General features: G+C 71.6%; 19 protein-coding genes, 1 tRNA gene and 1 pseudogene. 6 read left to right on the top strand and 15 right to left on the bottom strand.

Annotated features, from left to right (window positions below):
* Nucleotides 1-8: 8 nt before the first annotated feature.
* The 4 genes and pseudogenes from ribA to ACQXVK_RS12040 all read left to right on the top strand — a co-directional run.
* Nucleotides 9-653, top strand: a pseudogene (gene ribA, locus ACQXVK_RS12055) (GTP cyclohydrolase II); the annotation flags it as partial.
* Nucleotides 654-867: 214 nt separating this feature from the next.
* A complete protein-coding gene (locus ACQXVK_RS12050) occupies nucleotides 868-2,280 on the top strand; it encodes an MFS transporter (RefSeq protein WP_416394780.1) in 1,413 nt (470 codons plus the stop codon).
* 290 nt (nucleotides 2,281-2,570) lie between these two features.
* The gene (locus ACQXVK_RS12045) at nucleotides 2,571-2,786 is read left to right on the top strand and encodes a hypothetical protein (RefSeq protein WP_022907338.1); all 216 of its coding nucleotides are present in this window, start codon (nucleotides 2,571-2,573) and stop codon (nucleotides 2,784-2,786) included.
* Nucleotides 2,787-2,793: 7 nt separating this feature from the next.
* A complete protein-coding gene (locus ACQXVK_RS12040; protein WP_430853685.1) occupies nucleotides 2,794-4,638 on the top strand; it encodes an ABC transporter ATP-binding protein in 1,845 nt (614 codons plus the stop codon).
* Between the two features lie 106 nt (nucleotides 4,639-4,744).
* On the opposite strand, the gene ACQXVK_RS12035 is transcribed toward ACQXVK_RS12040, so the two are convergent.
* The 3 genes from ACQXVK_RS12035 to ACQXVK_RS12025 all read right to left on the bottom strand — a co-directional run bounded on the left by ACQXVK_RS12035 (nucleotide 4,745) and on the right by ACQXVK_RS12025 (nucleotide 7,942).
* Complete coding sequence (locus tag ACQXVK_RS12035; RefSeq protein ID WP_430853684.1) at nucleotides 4,745-5,365, bottom strand: isochorismatase family protein; 621 nt, start codon at nucleotides 5,363-5,365, stop codon at nucleotides 4,745-4,747.
* Between the two features lie 23 nt (nucleotides 5,366-5,388).
* Complete coding sequence (gene dacB / locus ACQXVK_RS12030) at nucleotides 5,389-6,882, bottom strand: D-alanyl-D-alanine carboxypeptidase/D-alanyl-D-alanine endopeptidase (RefSeq protein WP_430853683.1); 1,494 nt, start codon at nucleotides 6,880-6,882, stop codon at nucleotides 5,389-5,391.
* Nucleotides 6,883-6,943: 61 nt separating this feature from the next.
* Complete coding sequence (locus ACQXVK_RS12025) at nucleotides 6,944-7,942, bottom strand: Gfo/Idh/MocA family protein (RefSeq protein WP_416394772.1); 999 nt, start codon at nucleotides 7,940-7,942, stop codon at nucleotides 6,944-6,946.
* A 169-nt stretch (nucleotides 7,943-8,111) separates the two neighbouring features.
* Between ACQXVK_RS12025 and ACQXVK_RS12020 the strand changes: the two genes are divergently transcribed.
* On the top strand, nucleotides 8,112-9,791 hold the full coding sequence (locus ACQXVK_RS12020; protein WP_430853682.1) for an HAD family acid phosphatase: 1,680 nt from the start codon (nucleotides 8,112-8,114) through the stop codon (nucleotides 9,789-9,791).
* A gap of 395 nt (nucleotides 9,792-10,186) precedes the next feature.
* On the opposite strand, the gene ACQXVK_RS12015 is transcribed toward ACQXVK_RS12020, so the two are convergent.
* The 10 genes from ACQXVK_RS12015 to ACQXVK_RS11970 form a co-directional block, all read right to left on the bottom strand.
* Nucleotides 10,187-10,702: a hypothetical protein gene (locus ACQXVK_RS12015; protein ID WP_430853681.1), complete on the bottom strand. Its 516-nt coding sequence runs from the start codon at nucleotides 10,700-10,702 to the stop codon at nucleotides 10,187-10,189.
* Between the two features lie 315 nt (nucleotides 10,703-11,017).
* Nucleotides 11,018-11,090 (bottom strand) — tRNA-Thr (locus ACQXVK_RS12010).
* Between the two features lie 44 nt (nucleotides 11,091-11,134).
* A complete protein-coding gene (locus ACQXVK_RS12005; protein ID WP_430853680.1) occupies nucleotides 11,135-11,791 on the bottom strand; it encodes a TetR/AcrR family transcriptional regulator in 657 nt (218 codons plus the stop codon).
* 252 nt (nucleotides 11,792-12,043) lie between these two features.
* Nucleotides 12,044-13,186: a DNA polymerase III subunit delta' gene (locus ACQXVK_RS12000; protein WP_416394766.1), complete on the bottom strand. Its 1,143-nt coding sequence runs from the start codon at nucleotides 13,184-13,186 to the stop codon at nucleotides 12,044-12,046.
* Between the two features lie 25 nt (nucleotides 13,187-13,211).
* Nucleotides 13,212-13,847 carry a dTMP kinase gene (tmk, locus tag ACQXVK_RS11995; protein ID WP_430853679.1) on the bottom strand — a complete coding sequence of 212 codons (636 nt, stop codon included), beginning with the start codon at nucleotides 13,845-13,847 and terminating at the stop codon, nucleotides 13,212-13,214.
* Nucleotides 13,844-16,639, bottom strand: a complete 2,796-nt coding sequence (gene topA / locus ACQXVK_RS11990) for a type I DNA topoisomerase (RefSeq protein WP_430853779.1) — start codon at nucleotides 16,637-16,639, stop codon at nucleotides 13,844-13,846. The genes tmk and topA overlap by 4 nt, the downstream gene beginning before the upstream one ends.
* Nucleotides 16,640-17,079: 440 nt before the next feature.
* Nucleotides 17,080-17,385 carry a hypothetical protein gene (locus ACQXVK_RS11985; RefSeq protein ID WP_049973497.1) on the bottom strand — a complete coding sequence of 102 codons (306 nt, stop codon included), beginning with the start codon at nucleotides 17,383-17,385 and terminating at the stop codon, nucleotides 17,080-17,082.
* Between the two features lie 31 nt (nucleotides 17,386-17,416).
* A complete protein-coding gene (locus ACQXVK_RS11980) occupies nucleotides 17,417-17,641 on the bottom strand; it encodes a DUF4244 domain-containing protein (RefSeq protein ID WP_430853678.1) in 225 nt (74 codons plus the stop codon).
* A gap of 83 nt (nucleotides 17,642-17,724) precedes the next feature.
* Complete coding sequence (locus ACQXVK_RS11975; protein ID WP_022907081.1) at nucleotides 17,725-18,606, bottom strand: type II secretion system F family protein; 882 nt, start codon at nucleotides 18,604-18,606, stop codon at nucleotides 17,725-17,727.
* Complete coding sequence (locus ACQXVK_RS11970; protein ID WP_022907080.1) at nucleotides 18,603-19,601, bottom strand: TadA family conjugal transfer-associated ATPase; 999 nt, start codon at nucleotides 19,599-19,601, stop codon at nucleotides 18,603-18,605. Before ACQXVK_RS11970 ends, ACQXVK_RS11975 begins: the two co-directional genes overlap by 4 nt.
* A 672-nt stretch (nucleotides 19,602-20,273) precedes the next feature.
* On the opposite strand from ACQXVK_RS11970, the gene acs reads away from it, so the two are divergent.
* Entirely contained in the window at nucleotides 20,274-22,256 is a 1,983-nt protein-coding gene (gene acs, locus ACQXVK_RS11965) for an acetate--CoA ligase (protein ID WP_430853677.1), read from the top strand.
* Between the two features lie 78 nt (nucleotides 22,257-22,334).
* On the opposite strand, the gene ACQXVK_RS11960 is transcribed toward acs, so the two are convergent.
* Nucleotides 22,335-22,796, bottom strand: coding sequence for a RidA family protein (locus ACQXVK_RS11960; RefSeq protein WP_022907078.1), 462 nt, complete (start codon nucleotides 22,794-22,796; stop codon nucleotides 22,335-22,337).
* Nucleotides 22,793-22,951, bottom strand: coding sequence for a hypothetical protein (locus ACQXVK_RS11955; RefSeq protein ID WP_022907077.1), 159 nt, complete (start codon nucleotides 22,949-22,951; stop codon nucleotides 22,793-22,795). Before ACQXVK_RS11955 ends, ACQXVK_RS11960 begins: the two co-directional genes overlap by 4 nt.
* Between the last annotated feature and the right edge of the window lie 42 nt (nucleotides 22,952-22,993).

Raw genomic sequence — 22,993 nt, 5'->3', positions numbered from 1 at the left:
ATGCACTCACCTCCCCCACCCCCGGGAGCCCGGTCCAGTACGAGGTCTCGACCAACGTGCCCACGACGCACGGGACGTTCGAGATGCGCGCCTACCGCGATCTCGTGACCAGTGCGGAACACGTCGCCATCATCGCCACCGACCCCGCAGGCGCGAAGCCGGTCGACGGCGCGCTCGTGCGCGTGCACTCCGAGTGCCTGACGGGCGAGGCGTTCGGTTCGCTCAAGTGCGAGTGCGGCCCGCAGCTCGACGCCGCACTCGACACGATCGCCGCCGAGGGTGGCGTCGTGATCTACCTGCGCGGGCAGGAGGGGCGCGGCATCGGGCTCATCAACAAGCTCAAGGCATACCGCCTGCAGGAGGACGGCCTCGACACGCTCGACGCCAACCTCGCGCTCGGCCTCCCCGCCGACTCCCGGGCGTACGGCGGTGCCGCCGGCATCCTCGCCGACCTCGGCATCACGAGTGTCCGGCTCCTGTCGAACAACCCCGAGAAGCGTCGCCAGCTCGAGGAGCACGGGATCACTGTGGAAGGACTCGTGCCGCTCGTGGTGGGCATCTCGGCGCAGAACGCCGGCTACCTCGACACGAAGCGCGACCGCATGGGACACCAGCTCCCCGCGCACCTCGAAGCGGGCAGCCCGCTCGCCTGAGGCGCGTCCGGCCCGCACTCGGGTGCTCCTGGGTGGATTCGCAGGTGCACGACATCTGTCGTACGATAGGGGCTTCCGTCACAAGCGGTCCCACCACCTCGAACCGAACGCACCCCATCGGTGTCCGCGCCACCCTGCGCGAACCGACCGGTGTCCGCCGTCCGGAACACCGCTGCGCTCCTCACGAGCGTCATTCTCGGAGTCCACTCACCCCATGTCCGCCGCACCGGCACCCGCAGCCCCGAAGACCGCAGGCAACCCGCGCTCCCGCGTCGTGATCGCCAGCCTCGTCGGCACGTCCATCGAGTTCTACGACTTCTACGTCTACGCCACCGCCGCGGTCCTCGTCTTCCCGACCCTCTTCTTCCCGAACGAGGACCCGACGGCCTCGCAGCTGTCCTCGTTCGTGACGTTCGCCCTCGCGTTCTTCGCCCGTCCGATCGGCTCGATCATCTTCGGCCACTTCGGTGACCGCGTCGGCCGCAAGGCGACCCTCGTGGCGTCCCTGCTGGTGATGGGCACCGCCACCTTCCTGATCGGCTGCCTGCCGACGTTCGCCTCGATCGGCATCTGGGCGCCGGTCCTGCTCGCCGTGATGCGCTTCGCCCAGGGCGTCGGCCTCGGTGGCGAGTGGTCGGGCGCGGCACTGCTCGCGACCGAGAACGCCCCGAAGGGCAAGCGCGGCGTGTTCGGCTCGATGCCGCAGCTCGGCGCGCCGATCGGCTTCCTGCTCGCCAACGGCCTGTTCATCGCGATCAACGCGGCGATGCCGGCCGGCGCGGACGGCACCCCGAACCCGGAGTTCCAGGCCTGGGGCTGGCGGATCCCGTTCCTGCTCTCCGCCGTCCTCGTCATCGTGGGCCTCTACGTGCGGTTCAAGCTCGTCGAGTCGACGGTGTTCCGGGGCGTCCAGGAGTCCGGTTCGGTCGCGAAGATCCCGCTCGGCCGGGTCTTCCGCACCTCGTGGCGCGCGGTCATCATCGGCACCTTCGGCATGGTCGCGACCTACGTCCTCTTCTACTTCATGACGACGTTCACCCTGTCCTACGGCACCACGGGCGCCGAGGCCGGCCCGCTCGTCCCGAAGATCGGCCTGGGCTACTCCCGCGGCGAGTTCCTCACCCTGCTCATGATCGGCGTGGTGTTCTTCGGCATCTTCACGCCGGTCGCCGGCTTCCTCGCCGACCGGTTCGGCCGTCGCCGCACCCTCATCCCGACGACGATCGGCATCGCGCTGTTCGGCCTGACGTTCCAGCTCTGGTTCGCCGCGTCCACCGGTCCGATCACGGTGGTCACGTTCCTCGTCGTCGGGCTGTCGCTGATGGGCCTGACGTTCGGTCCGATGGGCGCCCTGCTGCCGGAGCTCTTCCCGACGAACGTCCGGTACACCGGCTCGGCGATCGCCTACAACGTCGCGTCGATCCTCGGCGCGTCGCTCGCGCCGACCATCGCCCTGGCACTCTGGCAGCCGGACGGGGACATCTTCCTCGTCGGCCTGTACCTCACGATCGCCGCGGTGGTGACGCTCGTCGCCCTCCTGTTCGTGCGTGAGACGAAGAGCGCGGCGCTCGACGCGGCGGACGCCGCGGGCGAACCGGACGCGGCACCGGTCGACGCGCGCGCCTGACTCGACCACCTCCGCAGACGGGAGGCGCGGTGCCAGCTGGCACCGCGCCTCCCGTCCGTCTGTGCTCCGGCCCGGCGGGCGCGGACTCGGAGCGACGATGTCGCTGTCGTACGACGTCGACGGTGTCGCACGTTGCAGACGCGCACGCTCGTGCGCGCTGTGGAACGACATCACCGACGTCGCACGACGTCGGTGATGTCGTTCCGGGTCGGCCCGCCATCGACCCGCGCCACCGACCGGCGCGTCAACCCAGATTGACACTGTCGGTGCGTCAATGTAGGTTGACGTCCGTGGACCGACCGACCATCACGAGCCTCGCCGCCGGCGCCGCCGGGGACGACCCGTTCTCGGCCCTGGCCAGTGTGCGCGAGCTCCGCCGTGAGCTCGACCGGACCGAGGAACTCGCTGCCCGACGAGCCCGGAACGCCGGCGCCTCGTGGCAGGAGATCGCGACGCTGCTCGGCGTCAGCCGACAGGCAGTGCACAAGAAGTACGGCAGAAACTAGGAACACGATGAGCCTCCCCTTCGCGCGACCCAAGAAGTCCGACGGTCCCCGCGCCACCTTCGGCCGCCTGCTGAGCTACCTGTTCGAGAACAAGCCCGCGATGGTCGTGATCATCGTGCTGAGCGTGCTCGGTGCCGGTGCCTCGCTCGCGCAGCCGCTCCTGGTCAACCAGGTCGTCACCGCCGTGCAGCGCGGCAACACGCTCAGCACCCTCGTGTGGCTCCTGGTCGTGCTCGTGGTCGTGTCCGGGCTCCTCAACGGCGTGCAGCACTTCCTGCTCCAGCGCGCGGGCGAGGGCGTCGTGCTCTCCACCCGCCGCAAGCTCATCGCGCGCATCCTCAACCTGCCCATCTCGGAGTTCGACACCCGGCGGACCGGTGACCTCGTCTCGCGGGTCGGCAGCGACACGACCCTGCTGCGCGCCGTGCTCACGCAGGGGCTCATCGAGTCGATCGGTGGGGCGCTGACGTTCCTCGGCGCGATCATCGCGATGGCGATCATCGACCCCCTGCTCCTCGGCATCACGGTGGTCATCGTGCTCGTCGCGATCGTCGTCGTCGGTGGCCTGAGCCGTCGCATCCGGATCGCGTCGAAGCGTGCGCAGGAGAAGGTCGGCGACCTCACCGCGGCGGTCGAGCGCGGCATCGGCGCCGTCCGGACGATCCGTGCCGCCGGCGCCACGGAGCGCGAGGTCGACGAGGTCGACGGCCACGCGACCGAGGCCTACCGTCGCGGACTCGACATCGCGAAGATGTCCGCGTTCGTCGTCCCGGTCGCGAGCATCGTCATGCAGGTGGCGTTCATCGCCGTCCTCGGCGTCGGCGGCGCCCAGGTCGCCGCGGGCACGATCACGATCGCGACCCTGATCACCTTCATCCTGCTGCTGTTCATGATGATCATGCCGCTCGGGCAGGCCATGGGCGCGGCCGTCGCCGTCGCGCAGGCGCTCGGCGCCCTCGGTCGCATCGAGGAGATCCTGCACCTGCCGACCGAGGCGCAGGACGACCAGGCGGTGCGCGTCGCCGCCGCCGTCGAGAGCGACGACGCGATCGCCTTCGAACACGTGTCGTTCCGGTACGCGCGCGCCGCTCAGGCGTCGGGCGCCGACGGCGCCGCACCCGCCGCCGGTCCCGGAGGCGCGGATCGCCCCGCCGACGACAGCCCCGTCGACGACGTGGTGCTCCACGACGTGTCCTTCCGGGTGCCGCGCGGGGCGCGCGTCGCGCTCGTCGGGCCGTCCGGCGCCGGCAAGTCGACCACGCTCGCCCTCATCGAGCGGTTCTACGACCCGACCGACGGCGTGATCCGACTCGGCGGCGTCGATGTGCGCGGGCTCGACCGCGCCGAGCTCCGCGCCCAGATCGGCTACGTCGAGCAGGACGCGCCCGTGCTCGCCGGCACGATCCGCGCGAACCTGCTGCTCGGCTCGCCGGACGCCACCGAGGACGACTGCGTCCGGGTGCTCGAGGCGGTCAACCTCGGCGAGGTGCTGCACCGCGACCCCCGCGGCCTCGACGCCCAGGTCGGCGAGGACGGCGTGATGCTCTCCGGCGGCGAGCGGCAGCGACTCGCGATCGCCCGGGCGCTCCTCGCCGCTCCCCCGATCCTGCTGCTCGACGAGTCGACCTCGTCGCTCGACGGCGTCAACGAGCAGAAGATGCGCCTCGCGATCGACGCCGTCGCCGAGGACCGCACGCTGCTCGTCATCGCGCACCGGCTGTCGACGGTCGTCGACTCCGACGTGATCGTCGTGCTCGAGCACGGCCGGGTCGTCGGGGTCGGGACCCACTCCGAGCTCGTCGAGTCCACGCCGCTCTACCGCGACCTCGCCAAGCACCAGCTGCTCGTCTGAGTCGGTCGGCGCGGCGGGCCCGGCCGGGGCCGGGGCCGGGCCGGGCCGGGCCGCAGCCGAGGCCGGGGTCGTGCGGCTCAGGCGGCGCGCGGGTCGGTCCCGGTGGTCAGAGGACCGCTCCCCCGGGGTTCGCGAGCCCCTCGTCCATGTCGCTGTGGTCGACGTGCCCGCCGGCGGCACGGACCTCGTCGAGCGCCCGGGCGCTCCGGACGTCGTCCACACCGACGACCAGGTCGTCGTACACCGCGACGTCGTACCCGGCAGCACGGGCGTCGAGCGCCGTCGCCCGGACGCAGTGGTCGGTGGCGATGCCGACGACGTCGACGGTGACGACCCGGTGCTCGGCGAGGACCTCCGGCAACCCGGTGCCGTCCTCGGTGCACGCCTGGAATGCCGAGTAGTCCGGCGTCCCCTGCCCCTTGAGGACGTGGACGTCGATCACCGTGGTGTCGAGTCGCGGGTGGTACTCGGCCCCCGGCGTCCCGGCGACGCAGTGGACCGGCCAGGTCGTCTCGTAGTCCGGGCCCTCGGGACCGGCGAAGTGCCCGCCGTTGTCGTCGTCGCCGTGGTGCCAGTCACGGGACCCCACGATGAGGTCGTACTCGTCGGCGTGCCGGCCGAGGAAGGCGGTGATGCGCCGCGCGAGGTCGTCCCCGCCGGTCACCCCGAGGGCACCGCCCTCGGTGAAGTCGTTCTGGACGTCGACGACGAGGAGTGCCCTGGACATGTGACCATCCAACACCCGCGGGCTCAGGACCCGGTGAGCCGGCTCCCGCACGAGTACGTCGCCGCGGTCACCGCGTCGAGCGCCGGCAGCGCCGCCGCCCGTGACGACCCGATGGCGTAGAACGCGAAGGTCAGACGGGTGCCGTCAGCGGCGTCGATGTAGCCGCCCAGCGTGTTCGCGCTGTCGATCCAGCCGGTCTTCGCGTGCACCTTGCCGCGGGCGACGGCGTTCGCGCCGGTGAAGCGGCTCGCCAGCGTGCCCGACTGCCCCGACACGGGCAGGGCGTTCGCGAGCGTCCCCAGTCCCTTCGCGCCGGCCGCCACCTGCACCATGAGGTGGGCGACGAAGTTCGGCGACACGGCGTTCGCGGCGCTCTCCCCCGAGCCGTCCTTGATGACGATGCCGGACGGGTCGACGCCGTACGTCCCCAGCGCCGCCTGGTACACGGACGTCAGCGACGCGGCGGACCCGTTCGCGCCGGACTCCTTCGACGAGATCCGCGCGAGCATCTCGGCCAGCGTGTTGTCCGAGTTCGGGATCATCTGACCGATGAGCGTCGACACCGGCTGCGACGAGACCGTGGCGATCGTGTCCGAGCTGGTCGTCGCGCGCTGCACGACCTGGGCGTTCGCGGCACCGGCGACCCCGGCGTTCGCGAGGGCCGTCTTGAACAGCGCCCCGGCACGGCCGATGGGGTCCGTGGAGCGCGGCGAGGTCTGGGCCCCGGGGTTCGCCCGGTCCCCGTCCACCATGAGCGCGGTGACCTCGGGCTGGTACCCGATCGTCCGTTCGCTGACCGGCCACGTCGGGTCCCAGGCGTCGGCGGCGCTCCAGTAGGTGCCGTCTGCGACGATCGTCGTGACCGGGGTGCTGCCGAGCTTCGCCTTGACCTGCTGGGCGAGCTGCGCGAGCGTCGGCGCCCCCGGGTAGACCGTGGCACCGCCGGCGGACAGGGTCGCGTCGCCGTGGCCGACGAGGGCGATCGCGCCGCCGGACTCCTTCGTCACGGTGGTCGGGATGCGGTGGTCGCCCCCGAGGACGGCCAGGGCGGTCGCCGTGGTCAGGGTCTTCATGACGCTGCCCGTCTGCGCGGCCTTGTCTCCGTTCCGGGAGAACAGCACGTCACCCGTCTTCGCGTTCATCACGTACCCCTCGAACGCGCCGAGGCCGCTCGCCGAGGCGGCGGTCGTGATGGTGCAGGTCCGGAGTGCGGACGGACCGGCGGCGTCGTCCGGCACCGTCCGGCCGCTCGGCGTCGGTGTCGGTGTGGGTGCGGTCGTCGTCGGCGTGGCGCTGCTCGACGTCGACGGTGTCGCCGTCGCGGCCGTCGTGGTCTCGGGCGTCGGCATGGTCGCCGCCGCCACCGCCACGGCGCCGCCGGAACCGAGCACGAGCACGGTCGCGAGGCCGCCCGCGATCCACGGGACCGGGCGTCGTGCGAACGAGGCGCAGACGGCGGTGCGCGCGGCGCGGAGGCGATCCGCGACGCCGCGCGGTGAGGGCTGCTGCTCGGACATCGCGAACGATCCTACGGAACTGCGGCAGGAGCCTCCAGGCCCTCTTCTGGGACCGCGGCGATCAGCGGGCCCTCGCGCGGGCGCCGTCGGCTCGGTACCGGACGCCGACCTGGCGGCGCGCCTCGTCCATGAGGGCCATGATCGCGATGGTCTCCTCGGGGTCCATCGGGCCGCCTTCGTGGGTGCCGGACTCGACCATGGACTCGAAGGCGCGCGCCTCGTGCGCGTAGCCGGCGAGCTCCTCGCGGCCGTCGAACTCCTCGACCACACGGCCGTCGCGGTCGCGGAGCCGCCACGTCGTCGGGGTGAACCACGTCGAGTCGAGGTCGATGCGACCGTCCTCGCCGATGATCGAGGCCGTGTTCGGGCTCGCGAGATCGAGACCGAAGTGGAGCATCGACTGCGTGCCGCCCTCGTGCGTCAGGACGAGGCCCATCTGGGTGTCGACGCCCTGGTCGCTGAGGGTGCCGGCAGCGACGACCGACGTCGGGACACCGAGGACGTCCACGGCGAACGACACCGGGTAGATGCCGAGGTCGAGCAGGGCCCCGCCGCCGAGCTCCGGGTCGTTCAGGCGGTGTGCCGGGTCGGACGGCAGCGCCTGGTGGTGGGTGGCCTCGACGAGTCGGACCCGGCCGATCCGCCCCTCGGAGACCAGCTCGCGGATCATCGCCATCTGCGGGAGGAAGCGCGTCCACATCGCCTCCATCACGGCGACGTCGGCGCGCCGGGCGGCGTCGACGACGCGCCTCGCCTCGTCCGCCGTGATCGTGAAGGCCTTCTCGACGAGGACGTGCTTGCCGGCCTCGATGGCGAGCAGGGCGTCCGCCGCGTGCCGCGAGTGCGGGGTCGCGACGTAGACGGCGTCCACCTCGTCGTCCGCGACGAGGTCCTCGTAGGAACCGTGTGCCCGCGGGATCGCGAACTCGGCCGCGAATGCCTCGGCACCCGCGGCCGTCCGACTGCCGACCGCGACGAACTCGATCCCCGCCGCCGTGCAGTCGCCCACGAAGGACCGTGCGATGCCGCCCGTACCGATGACTCCCCAGCGAACCGTCATGCCACCTGTCTACCAGGACGCCCGAACGGCACACCGCTGTCCACCCGCAGCACATTGGTATGGACCGCACGGCCGATTGCCAGCTAGCGTGCTGCTGCACCCCCGAACGGGGGTGCAGCGGTCGCGTCCGACGACCGCCCCACCAGCAGAAAGCGATCAGGTCTCCGCCATGCGCCGATCCGTCCTGTCCGCCGTCGCCACGAGCGCGGCGATCGTCCTCACCTCGACCCTCGTCGGCGTCACGCCGGCAGCCGCACACGGCTGGGGGTCGCCGGGACACGGGTGGACACCACCAGGGCACTCGGCCGACGCCGGACTGCAGCCGCGCACGCAGTTCACGATGGCGGCCGACGGGTCGTCCGGCGCGACCCAGGGCGGCGAGGGCATCCCGAACATCGACTCGGTCAAGAAGACCATCGCCACCTACTACGGCGACCCCGGCACCGGGATCGCGAACCGCACGGACTCGCCGTACATCCGCGAGATGCGCTCCATCGTGGACCGCCAGAGCGCCCAGCTGCGGCGCATCCACGACGCCGCGGTCCGACGCGGCGAGAAGCCCGCGATCGTCCTCGACGCCGACGACACGACGCTGTGGACCTACGACATGGAGGTCGCCGACATGCACTTCGTGTTCGACCCCGCACTGCAGGACGAGTGGGTGCAGGACGAGCGCTTCCCGGCCACGCCGTCGATGGTCGGGTTCGTGAACCGGGCACAGGCGCTCGGCTTCACGATCTTCGGGCTGACCGGTCGGAACGACGACCAGAAGGCCGCCACCGTCCAGAACCTGTCGAAGGTCGGCTACACCGCCTTCACGAACGACCGCTTCTTCACGAAGTGGACCGGGGTCGGCGCGTCCCAGCAGCCGTCGTACATCACCTGCGCCACCGCCAAGTGCACCACCGTCGAGTACAAGGCACTGACCCGGAAGCACATCGAGCAGGACCTCGGCTACGACATCACCCTGAACATCGGCGACCAGTGGAGCGACCTGCAGGGCGGGTACGCCGACCGCTCCGTGAAGCTGCCGAACCCGACCTACTACCTGCCCTCGGCCGACCTGCCCGGCGTCTCCGAGCCGCGCCTGACGCCCCGCACGCACTTCACGATGGCCGCCGACGGCTCCTCGGGCGCCACCCAGAGCGGTGAGGGCATCCCGAACATCGACTCCGTCAAGAAGACCATCGCGACGTACTACGGCGACCCCGGCACCGGACTCGCGAACCGCACCGACTCCCCCTACATCCGCGAGATGCGCTCCATCGTGGCGAAGCAGGCCCCCGTCGTCGCCGCACAGTGCGCCGTCGGCCGGAAGCTCCACCGCAACCCGGCCATCGTGCTCGACGCCGACGACACGACGCTGTGGACCTACGACATGGAGGTCGCCGACATGCACTTCGTGTTCGACCCCGCACTGCAGGACGAGTGGGTGCAGGACGAGCGCTTCCCCGCGACCCCGTCGATGACCTCGCTCGTGTCCGTCGCCCAGCGCTCCGGCTGCACGATCATCGGGCTCACCGGGCGTAACGACGACCAGAAGACCGCCACGATCGAGAACCTGCAGAAGGTCGGATACCCGCAGTTCCAGGCGACGCAACGCGGCACGCAGACGTACTACACGAAGTGGACCGGCGTCGGCGCCTCGCAGCAGCCGTCCTACATCACCTGCGCCGCGGCCAAGTGCACCACCGTCGAGTACAAGTCGCAGACGCGTGCGCACATCGAGTCGCGGTCGGGCGGCCGGTACGACGTCGTGGCGAACTTCGGTGACCAGTACAGCGACCTGCTCGGTGGGTCGGCGGACCGGAGCGTGAAGCTGCCGAACCCGACGTACTACCTGCCGTGACACGCACCCCGGGCGCCTGGCCGTGGCCGGGCGCCCGGTGTGATCTCGAGCTGGATCTCGGACCGGCATCGAGTTCGAGATCGATCAGCGGCGAGATGAACTGCTGTCAGGCCAGCAGTCACCGGCAGCGCCACCAGTTGCTGTCACTCCGCTCGTGACGACGAAGGGTCCTCCGGCACCGCAGTGCCGGAGGACCCTTCGCGAGGTTGCTAGGTGCGAGGTCGACGGCGCACGAGCAGAGCCCAGATGACGGCGACGACGACACCTCCGCCGAACCACAGCCACGAGTTGGGCTGCCCGGCTCGCTCACCGATGGCGCTTGCAATCAGGCCGACAACGAGCGCGAGGAGTGGCAGCCACTGCCTGACCGGCCGGGTGCGTCGTCGACTCATGAGCTACGCCTTCTTGAAGTGGAGCTTGCAGTACGAGTTGGTGCATTTGAATGCCGGCTGCACCTGCGGGCCGACGAAGTTGTCGGTGTACCCAGTGTAAGTCACTTGGAAGGTCTCGCCGAAGGAGCAGATCGGCGACACCTGAGTTGGGGCACAGAGCTTCATCACGGCGGTGGACACCCAACCCGCCATCTGCGCATCGGTGCCCCGGCGCGACGTGGTGTTGTTGTCGAAGCGCCATCCGGCACCCGCGCCCAACGGCGACGGATCCCACTTCATCGAAGCAGATGACGACGTCATCTTGGAGCCCGATCGGCAGTTGTTCGTGTTGATGGTGATGGTCCCGACGGAGTACTTGACGCTCGCTTCAGTCACTGTGTAGTGCTTCGCAACGGGGTTGCATCTCGTAGAAGCTGCCTGTGCCGGGCTCGCGGCAACGACCGGGCCGAGTGCCAGTGCGCCGACTGCCAGAACGACGGCAATCCGGCGACGCCCTGCGTGACGAAACAGTTCGAACATGGTGAACATCCCCTCGTGACGGCCGAATCAGGCCGGTCTCCTCGCCCCTCGCGAGAACTCAAGGTTCCTTCGAAGAACGGCTCACCACATCCCTCGGCGGAATCATGTGGGCCCACCATCTGGCCACCGATGAGTGGTCGGCCCATTGCGGGACACTGGCCAGCTGGGCAGTGGTGTTCGTCCACCTGGCTGACGTTCCACCGGAGGGCCAGAGAGTCGGAGGGTCAGCGGGTGTTCTCCGCTGTGCACATTGATCCAACGAAAAAGCCCTGATCACATTCTCCAGAGGAGAAATGGGATCAGGGCTTTTGCGGGAGCCGCCTGTCGGAATCGAACCGACGACCTATTCATTACGAGTGAATCGCTCTGCCGACTGAGCTAAGGCGGCGGACGCTCCGTTGCCGGAGCGGCACGGGACACGACTATACAGGTTCAGACGAGCGAACGCGAAACGAGCGCGTCGAGGTCGGCGAAGGACCGTTCGAGCTCGTCGACGAGGTGCGTCTCCGACTCAGCGTCCGACCACTCCCACCACGCGTGACGGAGCGTGGCCAACGCCACGAGGGATGCCAGGCGCGCCCGACGGCGGCGCTCCGGGGGCGTGCCCGCGGCGTCCACCGCGGCACCAGGCGCCTCGCCTGCCGCCGCCGCGAACCGCGCCACGATCGCGCCTTCGATCGCCCCCTGGAACTCCTTCATGGACTCCATCCGCCTGCTGAAGAGCTCGGGAGCTGCCCGCAGCACCTGCTGCCGCTCCTCGATCAGCCCGCGCTCCTCGATGAGTTCGCGGGTCGAGTGCACGAGCAACGCGCCGAGGTCGGCCAGCAGGTCTCCCGTCGGCCCGCCGGCCACGAAGTCCGCGAGGGTTGCGTCGTCCGGCAGCGTCGGATCGTCGCCGAGGAGCGCGCCCTCCTTGTTCGGGAAGTAGTTGAAGAACGTCCGCGGCGAGACGTCGGCACGGCGCGAGATCTCGTCGACGGTCACCGCGGGGAGGCCTTCCTCGATCGCGATGCGGAGCGCGGCCTGCTGGATCGCGAGTCGGGTGGCGCGGCGCTTCCGCTCGCGCAGGCCGGGTTCTGCGTCGGACATGCCGTGATTGTCCCATGCGGGGAGGTGCGGACGGATGGGGAACGTCACAGGGTGCGGTTCGGGACGGACTGGAGGCGCGGTGCAGCTGCACGCGTCGGCCTGCCCCTGGTGGGTGGCCGGGTCCCGCAGGTCGGCGGTTCCCGCGGCGGGCGCGGGGACACGGGTGGCGCCGGTCAGCGGCTCGACCCGCTGGGGCGGCTCGCGCGGCTCGCGCGGCTCGCGCGGCTCGCGCGGGTCAGGTGCTGGCGTGGGTCAACGGCTCGCGCGGGCGATCGTGACGAGCAGCGCCTCGAGCGCCAGCAACGCCGCCACGTTCGCGGCGATCCGCTGCCGGGCGAGGGCGATCGCGTCGAGCACCTCGAGCGCAGCGGCCGGCGTCACCGACTGCAGTGCGTGGTCGAGGTGTTCCCGCATCGCGAGGTTCACCGGTTCCGCGGGTGCCCCGAGCCCGAGCAGCAGCAGGTCGCGGTACAGCGACGAGACGTCGACGAGGATGCGGTCCAGGCCGTCCCGGAGGCTCCGTGTGGCACGACGCTTCTGGTCCTCTTCCAGCAGCCGCAGCTGCGAGCGGAGGGCCGGCGGGATCGTGCCGCCCGGCTCGATCCCGAGCGACCGGAGTGCGGCGTCGCGTTCCTCGGAGTCGCGCTGCTGCGTGATCGCCTTGGCGTCCTCGTCGGCGACGGCGAGCAGGTCGGCGGCAGCCATCACGGCGTCACCGACCGTCCGGACCCCGAGCACCGTCGTCAGGGTCCGACGCCGACGGTCGCGGGCGTCCTCGCTCGTGGCGAGACGCTGCGCCATCCCGATGTGGCTCTGCGCCTGGCGTGCGGCGTCCATCGCGAGCGCACGGTCGACACCGGTGCGGGCGACGATGAGGTCGGCGACGGACTCGATGCCCGGCACGCGCAGGCGGACCGAGCGCACGCGTGACCGGATGGTGGGCAGGAGGTCGGCCTCGCTCGGGGCGCAGAGGATCCACACGGTGCGCTCCGGCGGTTCCTCGAGCGCCTTGAGCAGCAGGTTCGAGGTGCGTTCCGTCATGCGGTCGGCGTCCTCGATGATCACCACGCGGTACCGCCCGACCGAGGGCGAGTAGTGCGACGAGGTCACCAGCTGCCGGATCTCGTCGATGGTGATGATGACCCGCTGCGTGGTCAGGACCGAGACGTCGGGATGGGTCTTCGCGGTGATCTGCTGGAGGGTGTGGTCGTCGTCCGGGCCGTTGCCGACGAGGGCGGCGGCGAAGGCGGACGCCACGTTCGACCGACCGGACCCGGGTGGCCCGGTGATGAGCCACGAGTGCGTCATGCCGCCGGTGCCGTCGGGCGACTCGGCCGCGTTGCGGAGCGACGCGACCGCTTCCTCTTGCCCGGTCAGGCCGTCCCACACGCTCACGGGATCATCCTGCCAGTCGCCACCGTCATCCCTCGACGATCCCGACCAGCGGGGCGACCGCTGCTCGGATCATACGCTGGACGTCCGCCGCGGGCAGTGCGGCGTCGACGACGAGGAAGCGCTCGGGCTCGGCGGCGGCCATGTCGAGGAAGGCCCGGCGGACCGTCTCGTGGAACGCCTCGGCCTCGGACTCGAGCCGGTCGAAGGTGTCCCCGCGCGCCGCAGCGACGCGCGCACGTCCGAGGGTGACGTCGAGGTCGAGCAGGATCGTGCGATCCGGCGCGAGCCCGCCGGCGGCCCAGTCGGACACCGAGCGGATGTGCTCGGCACCGAGGCCGCGGGCCACGCCCTGGTACGCCACCGACGAGTCGATGTACCGGTCCTGCAGCACGACGTCGCCACGCGCGATCGCGGGACGCACGAGCGTCTCGACGTGGTGCGCCCGGTCGGCCGCGTAGAGGAGCGCCTCGGCCCGGGGCGCGACGTGACCCCGCTCGTGCAGGACGATCTCGCGGATCCGGGTGCCGAGGTCCGTCCCGCCGGGCTCGCGCGTGCGCACCACGGTCCGACCGTGCTCCTCGAGCCAGTCGGTCAGCAGCTCCGCCTGCGTCGTCTTGCCCGCACCGTCGCCGCCCTCGAGCGTGATGAACCGGCCGGTCACTTCTTCTTGGCCGCAGGCTTCCGCGCCGGTGCCTTCTTCTTCACCGGGCCCTTGGCGCGCTTGTCGGCGATGAGCTGCACGGCACGCGCGTGGTCGACCGCCTCGACGTCCTCGCCGCGCGGGATCGTCGCGTTGGTCTCGCCGTCGGTGACGTACGGACCGAACCGGCCGTCCTTCATCTTGATCGGCTTGCCGGACACCGGGTCGGCGTCGAACTCCTTGAGCGCGGCACTCGCGGCACGGCGGCCGCCGTACTTCGGCTGTGCGAAGAGCTCGAGCGCGCCGGGCAGGTCGACATCGAAGATCGCGTCCTCGGAGGGCAGCGTCCGGGTGTCCGTGCCCTTCTTGAGGTAGGGGCCGTAGCGGCCGTTCTGCGCGGTGATGTCGTCGCCGGACTCCGGGTCCTTGCCGACGACCCGGGGTAGGTCAAGGAGCTTGAGCGCGGTCTCGAGGTCGACCGTCTGCGGGTCCATCGACTTGAAGAGCGACGCGGTGCGCTCCTTCGGGGCGGCGGCCTTCTTCGTGGTCTTCTTCGCCGGCGCCTTCTTCGCGGCGGCACCCTTCGCGGTGGTCTTCGCCGCCGGCTCCGCCTCGGCGGCGGCCGGTGCGGCCTGCGCGTCGAGGACCTCGCCGGTCGCGGGGTCGACCGCGGCCTCGGGCTCCGGGGTGCGCTCGGTCACGTACGGACCGAACCGGCCGTCCTTCGCGAGGACCTCCTTGCCGGTCTCGGGGTTGATGCCGACCACGCGGTCGCCGAGCACCGGCGCGTCCACGAGCTCGCGTGCCTTCTCGGCGGTGAGCTCGTCGGGCGCGAGGTCCTCGGGCACGTTGACGCGACGGGGCTTCTCGGGGTCGTCGCCCGGCACCTCGATGTAGGGGCCGTACCGACCGATGCGCAGGGTGAGTCCCGGTGCGAGCTCGACCGAGTTGATCTCGCGCGCGTCGATCTCGCCGAGGTTGTCGATGACCGTCCGGAGGCCGCGGTGGTCGCCGCCGCCGAAGTAGAACTCCTTGAGCCAGTCGACGCGGTCGGCGTCGCCGTTCGCGATCCGGTCGAGGTCGGCTTCCATGTCGGCCGTGAACTGGTACTGCACGAGGTCACCGAAGTAGTCCTCGAGCAGCCGGACCACGCTGAACGCGATCCAGTTCGGCACGAGCTGGGTCCCTCGGAGGGACACGTAGCCGCGGTCGATGATCGTCGGGCTGATCGTCGGGAACGTCGACGGACGACCGATGTCGAGGTCCTCGAGGGTCTTGATGAGGCTCGCCTCGGTGTAGCGGGGCGGCGGCGTGGTGTCGTGCCCCTTGGCGAGGACGTCGTCGACGGTGAGGTGCTCGCCTTCCTTGACGTCGGGCAGGGCGACGTCGTTGCCCGAGCGGTCCGACGACTCGTGGCGGTCCTCGTCCTTGCCTTCCTCGTAGGCGTTGAGGAACCCGCGGAAGGTGATGACGGTGCCGGACGCCGTGAACTCGGCGTCGGTGCCGTTCGCCGTCGACGGGATGCCCTCGACCGACTCGGTGGAGGAGATGCCGAGGACGATCGACGCCGTGGAGCCCTTCGCGTCCGCCATCTGCGAAGCGATCGTGCGCTTCCAGATGAGGTCGTAGAGACGCCACTCGACACCGGTCAGGGTGCCCTCGAGCTGGGACGGGGTCCGGAAGGTGTCGCCCGCCGGACGGATCGCCTCGTGCGCTTCCTGCGCGTTCTTGCTCTTGCTCGCGTAGACGCGCGGCTTGTCCGGCACGGTCGCCGCGCCGTAGAGGTCGGCAGCCTGCTTGCGCGCGGCGTCGAGCGCCTGCTTCGACAGGTTGACCGAGTCGGTACGGATGTAGGTGATGTACCCGTTCTCGTACAGCGTCTGCGCGGCACGAGCGGTCTGCCGCGGCGACAGACGGAGCTTGCGCGCCGCCTCCTGCTGCATGGTCGACGTCGTGAACGGCGCGGCAGGACGGCGGGTGTAGGGCTTCGACTCGACGCTGCGCACGGTGGCGTCACCGGCGCGTTCGATGACGGTCGTGAGCGCGGCGGCGGCGGCTTCGTCGAGGCGGACGGCCTCGCCCTTCAGCTCACCGCGGTCGTCGAAGTCACGACCGGAGGCGACACGGGTCCCCTGGACACGGGCGAGTCGAGCGGTGAAGGCGGCGTCGCCCTCCTTCTCGAAGCGTGCACTGAGGTCCCAGTAGTTGGCGGCGACGAACGCGAGGCGCTCGCGTTCGCGGTCCACGACGAGACGCGTGGCGGCGGACTGCACCCGGCCCGCGGAGAGCCCCGGACCGATCTTGCGCCAGAGCACGGGCGAGACCTCGTAGCCGTAGAGACGGTCGAGGATGCGACGGGTCTCCTGGGCGTCGACGAGGGCGGTGTCGAGCTCACGGGTGGCTTCCTGCGCGCGCTGGATCGCCTCCTTCGTGATCTCGTGGAACACCATGCGCTTGACGGGCACCTTGGGCTTCAGCACCTGGAGCAGGTGCCACGCGATGGCCTCGCCCTCGCGATCCTCATCAGTTGCGAGGTAGAGCTCGTCGGCTTCCTTGAGGGCACGCTTCAGCTCGGAGACCGTCTTCTTCTTCGCGTCCGAGACGACGTAGTAGGGCTCGAAGCCGTTGTCGACGTCCACCGAGAACTTGCCGAGCGAGCCCTTCTTGAGCTCGGCCGGGAGGTTCTTGGGCTCGACGAGGTCCCGGATGTGTCCGACGGACGCCTGGACCTCGTATCCGTCACCGAGGTATTGCGCGATCGTCTTGGCCTTCGCGGGGCTCTCGACGATGACGAGCTTCTTCGTGCCTGGCACGTGTCTCCTTGATCGATGGTGCGCGTCGGCCCTGGACGACGAGCGCGTCCGGGTCGACCGGGGCACCGATGACCGGGGGCCGACAGGCACACCATACACATAGTGTTCGGGCTGGTCGTCCGCCGGACCGGCGACGGCGACTGCGCCCACGGCGAACGGTCCGCCGCCGACCAGGACGCGGACGCGGGCGGCGGCAGCGGCGGTCACGCAGGTGTCGAGCGTCGCCTCGTTCCGCGCTGCGACGCGTGCTGCGACCCCGCACGGTTCGCCGGGGACGAGCCCGACGACGGCCGCCGCGGCCGCGAGCGCCGAGGCGTCCGCGGCGGCCTGGGCGCGGACGCCGGCGACGCGGAGACCCGCCGCGGCGAGCGCTGCGGTCACCACGAGGAGCGTCACGCCGACGACCACCGCCACCACCACCGTCGCGGACCCGCGCTCGGTCACCGGCCGGCCTCGGCCGCGCACCCGGTGGCGCCGAGCGGGACGGCTGCGAACGGGCCCGTCGCTCCCCGTTCGGCCCGGACGCAGACCACGCCGTCGCCGCGGTGCACCGTGACGTCGGCTCCGGGCGCGAGCTGCGCGACCGCCGCCAGGCCGGCATCGTCGTCACCGCGGCCGTACGCCCGTGCCGCGGTGGCCGCAGCGACCTCGAGACGACCGACGGCGTCCACGACGAGCACGGCCGCGACGAGCGAGGTCAGGACCAGCGCGACGACGGGGAGCACGACCGCGAACTCGACGCTCACCGAGCCGCGTTCCCCGTCCGGCCGACGGCGGTCAGAGGGAGAGCGCACCACGGACGAGTTCCGTGAGGAGGCTCTGGACCTCGCCGGAGCGCATCACCGCGACGAGCACGCCGGCGAACGCCACCGCCGCGAGGATCACGACGGCGTACTCGGCCGTGGCGGATCCGCGGTCGTCGTCGAGCCGTCGCCGGAGCCGGCTGCCGCGGAGCTGGTGGTCGTGCTGGTGCTGGTGCTGGGTGGTCGGGGTGTCGGTCATGGGGTCGTCCTTCCTGTTGCCGTGCTGTCAGCCTCGCTGCGTCCGGGGCTCGACACCGGGCCGGCCACCGGATCTGTGGAGGATCACCCCACGTCGACGACGGTGGAGGAGAGGACGCCCGCCACCACCGGTACGACCCCGACGAGGACGAAGGCGGGCAGGACGCACACGCCGAGCGGCAGGACGAGCCGGACCGCGAGACGCTCGGCCGCGGCGAGCCCCGCGGCTGCGGCGTCGTCACGGACGTCCTCGGCCGCGGCGCGGAGGAGCGTCGCCGCGGGCACCCCGGCGCGCTGGGCCAGCGCGAGGACGTCCCGGAGGTGGTCACCGTCCGACGCCCGCCACGGTCGGTCGGCGAACGCGGCCCGGACGGCCGCACCGCCCTCCGCCCACGAGCCGCCGCCGGACACGGCGACCGCCCAGGCGTCGAGCAGCACGCCCGGCAGGTGTCCGTCGGGGGTCGCGGCGCGGACCAGGCGTGCGCTCCAGGTCCGACCGAGCCCGACGAGCACCGCGGCGAGGAGCAGGCAGGTCCACCCGATCGGGGACGCGACGAGCACCCGGACGGCGCCGGACCCCCACGTCGACCCGAGGACGAGGCCGAGCAGGGGCAGCGCGAGCACGACCCGGGCGCTCGCGCGCGGCCCGGCGAGGGCGACGAGGACGGCACGGTCGGACGCCGCCGAGCGCCGGAGGGCCGCGGCGAGCGCGCGGACGGTGCCCGCCGACGGAGCGCCGGTCCGTTCGGCGACGCGGAGGACGGCGGCGACGTCCTCCCACCCGGGACCGCCGTCGTCGGGGAACCCGCCCACCAGCGCCCACGCGCGGGCCGGCGGGACCCCCGCGGCGACGAGGGTGGCGACGCGGTCGAGGGTCCTGGCCGCGGCGGCGCCGTCGGCTCGCTCGCCGCGGCTACCCGACCGCGCGGCGGCCCACCGGCGGACCGTCACCGGCCCGCGGCTCACCGTGACCGATCCACGGGACGCACCACGAGCCTCCCGTCCGGACCGATCCGGACCGCCCCGACGGCCGCGAGCCGACGCTGCCCGCCGTGGCGCTCGACGTGGAGCACCAGGTCGAGCGCGCTCACCGCCTGCCGAGCGAGCGCTTCCGGCCCGAGCCCGGCCAGCGTGCCGAGCGCCTCGAGCCGTGCCGCGACGTCGGCGATCCCGTTGGCGTGCACCGTCCCCGCTCCCCCGTCGTGACCGGTGTTCAGCGCGGAGAGGAGCTCGCGGACCTCGGCACCCCGGCACTCCCCGACGACGATCCGGTCGGGCCGCATGCGCAGTGCCTCGCGGACGAGCCGGTCGAGCCCGAGGGCGCCGGCCCCCTCGGCGTTCGCCTGTCTGGCCTCGAGCGCGACGACGTGCGGGTGGTCGATCCGGAGTTCGGCGACGTCCTCGACGGTGACGATCCGCTCGTCGGGCGGGACGGCCGAGAGCATCGCCGCGAGCAGGGTCGTCTTGCCGCTCCCCGTCGCCCCGGTCACGAGCACGTTGCGGCGCTCGTCGACCGCACGCTCGACGACCGACCGCGGGATCCGTCGGAAGGCCCCGAGCGCCTCGAGCGACGCGAGGGTCGGTCGGTCGGCTGCGGGCAGTCGGATCGAGATCGCGGTGCCGGTCACCGAGACGGGCGCGAGCACGACGTGCACCCGGATCCCGTCGCCGTGGCGGACGTCGACGCACGGCGTGGTCTCGTCGACGTGCCGTCCGCCGCGTGCCACGAGCTCGGTCGCGAGTTCCCGGACGCGCGCCTCGGGCAGGACCGGTCCGGCCCGTCCGAGTCCGGTGCCACGGTCGACCCAGGTCCCGCGACCGCCGACGACGAGGACGTCGGTGACGCCGGCGTCGTCGACGAGGGCGGCGAGCTCCTCGAACTCGGCCGCAAGGACGTCGCGGCGTCGACGCGGTCGTGTGGTGCCGGGCAGGAACGGGGGGTCGGCACGGTGTCGGTGCATGCGACCAGACAGTAGGGAGCAGCACCCGTCGGGTCCGCATCCACCATCCCCGCTGTGGAGGATTGCGCGGGTGACGAGCAACGGACCGATTTGTCCCCCGGTACGCAAACCCGTACCCCAGTCGGTGTCCCGACGGACCGTCGACCGTCGAACGGCCCGGGATCGCTCCCAGCCTGCCCGGTGCGACGGAGCGGCCGCCCCACGGAGCCGGATCGGATCGATGCAAGAGCATGGACAGGTCTGTCCACTCTTCGGCGTCCCCGTGCGGATCGACGTCGAGTGCGTGCCGGCGGACGAAGCGTCCGGCGAACGAACTCGCCCGGAAACGAGAAGAGGCGGCACCGGTTGGGGGGAACAGGTGCCGCCTGGACATCGGTGGATTGGGGGGAATCCGAACCGTTGCCGCCGGAAACGAGTCCAGCGGGATCTACTGTACCCCATGATCGGCCGCCAGGAGCAACCCCCGGGACGACTTCCGGGCGTGCCGCCTGCACGCCGTGAGCGAACACGTCACGGCCCGGCTCGACACGACCGGCCACGGGACCACGCACGAGGACCCCGTCCCGTCCCTTCTGCCCCGCGGAACCGCGCCGGGACGGACCGCTCACCGCGGCCCTGGACGCGGGGTAGTCTCCGACTGCACCCCTGCCGCAACGACGCGAAAGGACCTCGATGTCCGCTCCGACCCAGACCGACCCCCGCTACGACGGAGCCAACGGCGACGGCCCCGACGCCGGTGACCACGGCACGTTCCCCCCGTCGCCGGAGTTCGTCGCCGACGCCGTCGCGCACGAGGACCTGCACGAGGCAGCCGCGGCCGACCGCGAAGCGTTCTGGGCCGACCAGGCACGGGGGCTCCTCGACTGGCGCACGCCGTTCACCCAGACCCTCGACTGGTCCGGCGCGCCGTTCGCGAAGTGGTTCGCCGACGGCACGCTCAACGTCGCCGAGAACTGCCTCGACCGGCACGTCCGCGCCGGCCACGGGGACCGGGTCGCCATCCACTTCGAGGGCGCACCCGGCGACACCCGTCGGATCACCTACGGGGAGCTCACCGCCGAGGTGCAGCGCGCCGCCAACATGCTCACCGACCTGGGCGTCGGGCAGGGCGACCGGGTCGTCGTCTACCTCCCGCTCATCCCCGAGGCCGTCGTCACGATGCTCGCCGTCGCCCGCATCGGTGCGGTCCACTCGGTGGTGTTCGGCGGGTTCAGCGCCGAGAGCCTCCGTGCCCGCATCGAGGACGCCGGGGCGAAGCTCGTCGTCACGGCGGACGGCGGCTGGCGCCGTGGTGCGGTCTCACCGCTCAAGCCCGCCGTCGACGAAGCACTCGAGGGCGAGGGCACCGACAGCGTGGAGCACGTCCTCGTCGTCAAGCGCGGCGGCAACGACATCGCCTGGAACGACCGTGACCTCTGGTGGCACGACGAGGTCGCGAAGGCCGCTCCGGAGCACACCGCCGAGGCGTTCCCGGCCGAGACGCCCCTCTTCATCCTGTACACCTCGGGCACGACCGGGAAGCCCAAGGGCATCGTGCACACCTCCGGCGGGTACCTCACCCAGGCCGCGTACACGCACAAGAACGTGTTCGACATGCACCCCGAGAAGGACGTCTACTGGTGCACGGCCGACATCGGATGGATCACCGGGCACTCCTACGTCGTCTACGGCCCCCTCGCGAACGGTGTCACGCAGGTCCTCTACGAGGGCACGCCCGACGAGCCGAAGCCCGGCCGCTGGTGGGACCTCGTCGACTCCTACGGCGTGACGGTCCTCTACACGGCGCCGACGGCGGTGCGCGCGGCGATGAAGGCCGGCCGCCAGGTCCCCGAGGCCCGCAGCCTCGAGACGCTCCGGCTGCTCGGCAGCGTCGGCGAGCCGATCAACCCCGAGGCGTGGCAGTGGTACCGCCAGGTGATCGGCCACGACCGCACGCCCATCGTCGACACGTGGTGGCAGACCGAGACGGGGGCGATCATGATCTCCGCCCTGCCCGGCGTCACGAAGCTCAAGCCCGGTGCCGCCCAGACGCCGCTGCCCGGCATCGTCGCCGAGATCGTCGACGACGACGGCAACCGCGCCGACCCGGGCGAGAGCGGCTACCTCACCATCACCGAGCCGTGGCCGTCGATGGCGCGCGGCATCTGGGGCGACCCGGACCGCTTCGTCGAGACGTACTGGTCGCGGTTCCCCGGTCGCTACTTCGCCGGCGACGGCGCTCGGCTCGACGGCCAGGGCGACATCTGGATCCAGGGACGCGTCGACGACGTGATGAACGTCTCCGGCCACCGGCTGTCCACGGCCGAGATCGAGTCCGCCCTGGTCGGCCACGAGGGCGTCGCCGAGGCGGCCGTCGTCGGTGCCGCCGACGAGACCACCGGGCAGGCCGTCGTCGCCTACGTCATCCTCACCGCCGAGGCAGCGGCCGACGTCGACCGCGACGCCGCCGCGAAGGAGCTCCGCGACTGGGTCGGAAAGCGGATCGGTGCGATCGCGAAGCCGCGTCAGGTCGTCATCGTGCCCGAACTGCCGAAGACACGGTCCGGCAAGATCATGCGCCGCCTGCTGCGCGACGCGGCCGAGGGTCGCCGCATCGGCGACACGACGACGCTCGCCGACCCGACGATCATGGCGACCATCGCGGAACTCATGTAGCGGGGACGACGCGAGCCGCGCCTCCAGGCTGGTCTGCCAGGAGGCGCGGCTCGCGTCCGTCGTGGTGCCGACGGTCCGTCAGGACGTCAGCTCCACGACCAGTTCGACCTCGACCGGCGCGTCCAGCGGGAGGACCGCGACGCCCACCGCGCTCCGCGCGTGCACGCCGGCGTCCCCGAACACGTCGCCGACGAGGGTCGACGCGCCGTTCGCGACGCCCGGCTGTCCGGTGAAGGACGGATCGGACGCGACGAACACTGTGACCTTCACGACACGGGCGACCCGGTCGAGCGAGCCGGCGACCGACTCGACGGCCGCGAGGGCGTTGAGCGCGGCGACGCGCGCCTGGGCGGTCGCGGTCTCGGCGTCCACCGTCGCACCGACCTTGCCGGTCACCGGCAGCGCGCCGTCCACGAAGGGCAGCTGCCCCGCGGTGTAGACGTGGTCACCGCTGACGACCGCGGGGACGTAGGCGGCCACGGGCGCCGCGACGGCGGGGAGCGTCAGGCCGAGCTCGGCGAGCCGGTCCGCGACGCTCACGCGTCCGCCTTCGGGCGCTTCAGGTACGCGACGAGGCCGCCTTCGGGGCCGGTGACGACCTGGACGAGTTCCCACCCCTCGTCGCCGAAGTTGTTCAGGATGGCGGTGGTGTTGTGGATGATCAACGGGGTCGTGAGGTATTCCCAGCGAGTCATGGAGATCCTTGCCAGCCTTTCAGTCGGCGGTGTCGTTTAGGC

This window comes from Curtobacterium sp. AB451 (genome assembly GCF_050585845.1).
Classification (GTDB): domain Bacteria; phylum Actinomycetota; class Actinomycetes; order Actinomycetales; family Microbacteriaceae; genus Curtobacterium.
This window is presented reverse-complemented; position numbering and strand designations above follow the sequence as displayed.

Bases quoted from the DNA above. Each gene is read 5' to 3' on its own strand.
- ACQXVK_RS12050 (WP_416394780.1), top strand. From the start codon at position 868: ATGTCCGCCGCACCGGCACCCGCAGCCCCGAAGACCGCAGGCAACCCG.
- ACQXVK_RS12040 (WP_430853685.1), top strand. From the start codon at position 2,794: ATGAGCCTCCCCTTCGCGCGACCCAAGAAGTCCGACGGTCCCCGCGCC.
- ACQXVK_RS12035 (WP_430853684.1), bottom strand. From the start codon at position 5,365: ATGTCCAGGGCACTCCTCGTCGTCGACGTCCAGAACGACTTCACCGAG.
- dacB (WP_430853683.1), bottom strand. From the start codon at position 6,882: ATGTCCGAGCAGCAGCCCTCACCGCGCGGCGTCGCGGATCGCCTCCGC.
- ACQXVK_RS12025 (WP_416394772.1), bottom strand. From the start codon at position 7,942: ATGACGGTTCGCTGGGGAGTCATCGGTACGGGCGGCATCGCACGGTCC.
- ACQXVK_RS12020 (WP_430853682.1), top strand. From the start codon at position 8,112: ATGCGCCGATCCGTCCTGTCCGCCGTCGCCACGAGCGCGGCGATCGTC.
- ACQXVK_RS12015 (WP_430853681.1), bottom strand. From the start codon at position 10,702: ATGTTCGAACTGTTTCGTCACGCAGGGCGTCGCCGGATTGCCGTCGTT.
- ACQXVK_RS12005 (WP_430853680.1), bottom strand. From the start codon at position 11,791: ATGTCCGACGCAGAACCCGGCCTGCGCGAGCGGAAGCGCCGCGCCACC.
- ACQXVK_RS11980 (WP_430853678.1), bottom strand. From the start codon at position 17,641: ATGACCGACACCCCGACCACCCAGCACCAGCACCAGCACGACCACCAG.
- ACQXVK_RS11970 (WP_022907080.1), bottom strand. From the start codon at position 19,601: ATGCACCGACACCGTGCCGACCCCCCGTTCCTGCCCGGCACCACACGA.
- acs (WP_430853677.1), top strand. From the start codon at position 20,274: ATGTCCGCTCCGACCCAGACCGACCCCCGCTACGACGGAGCCAACGGC.
- ACQXVK_RS11955 (WP_022907077.1), bottom strand. From the start codon at position 22,951: ATGACTCGCTGGGAATACCTCACGACCCCGTTGATCATCCACAACACC.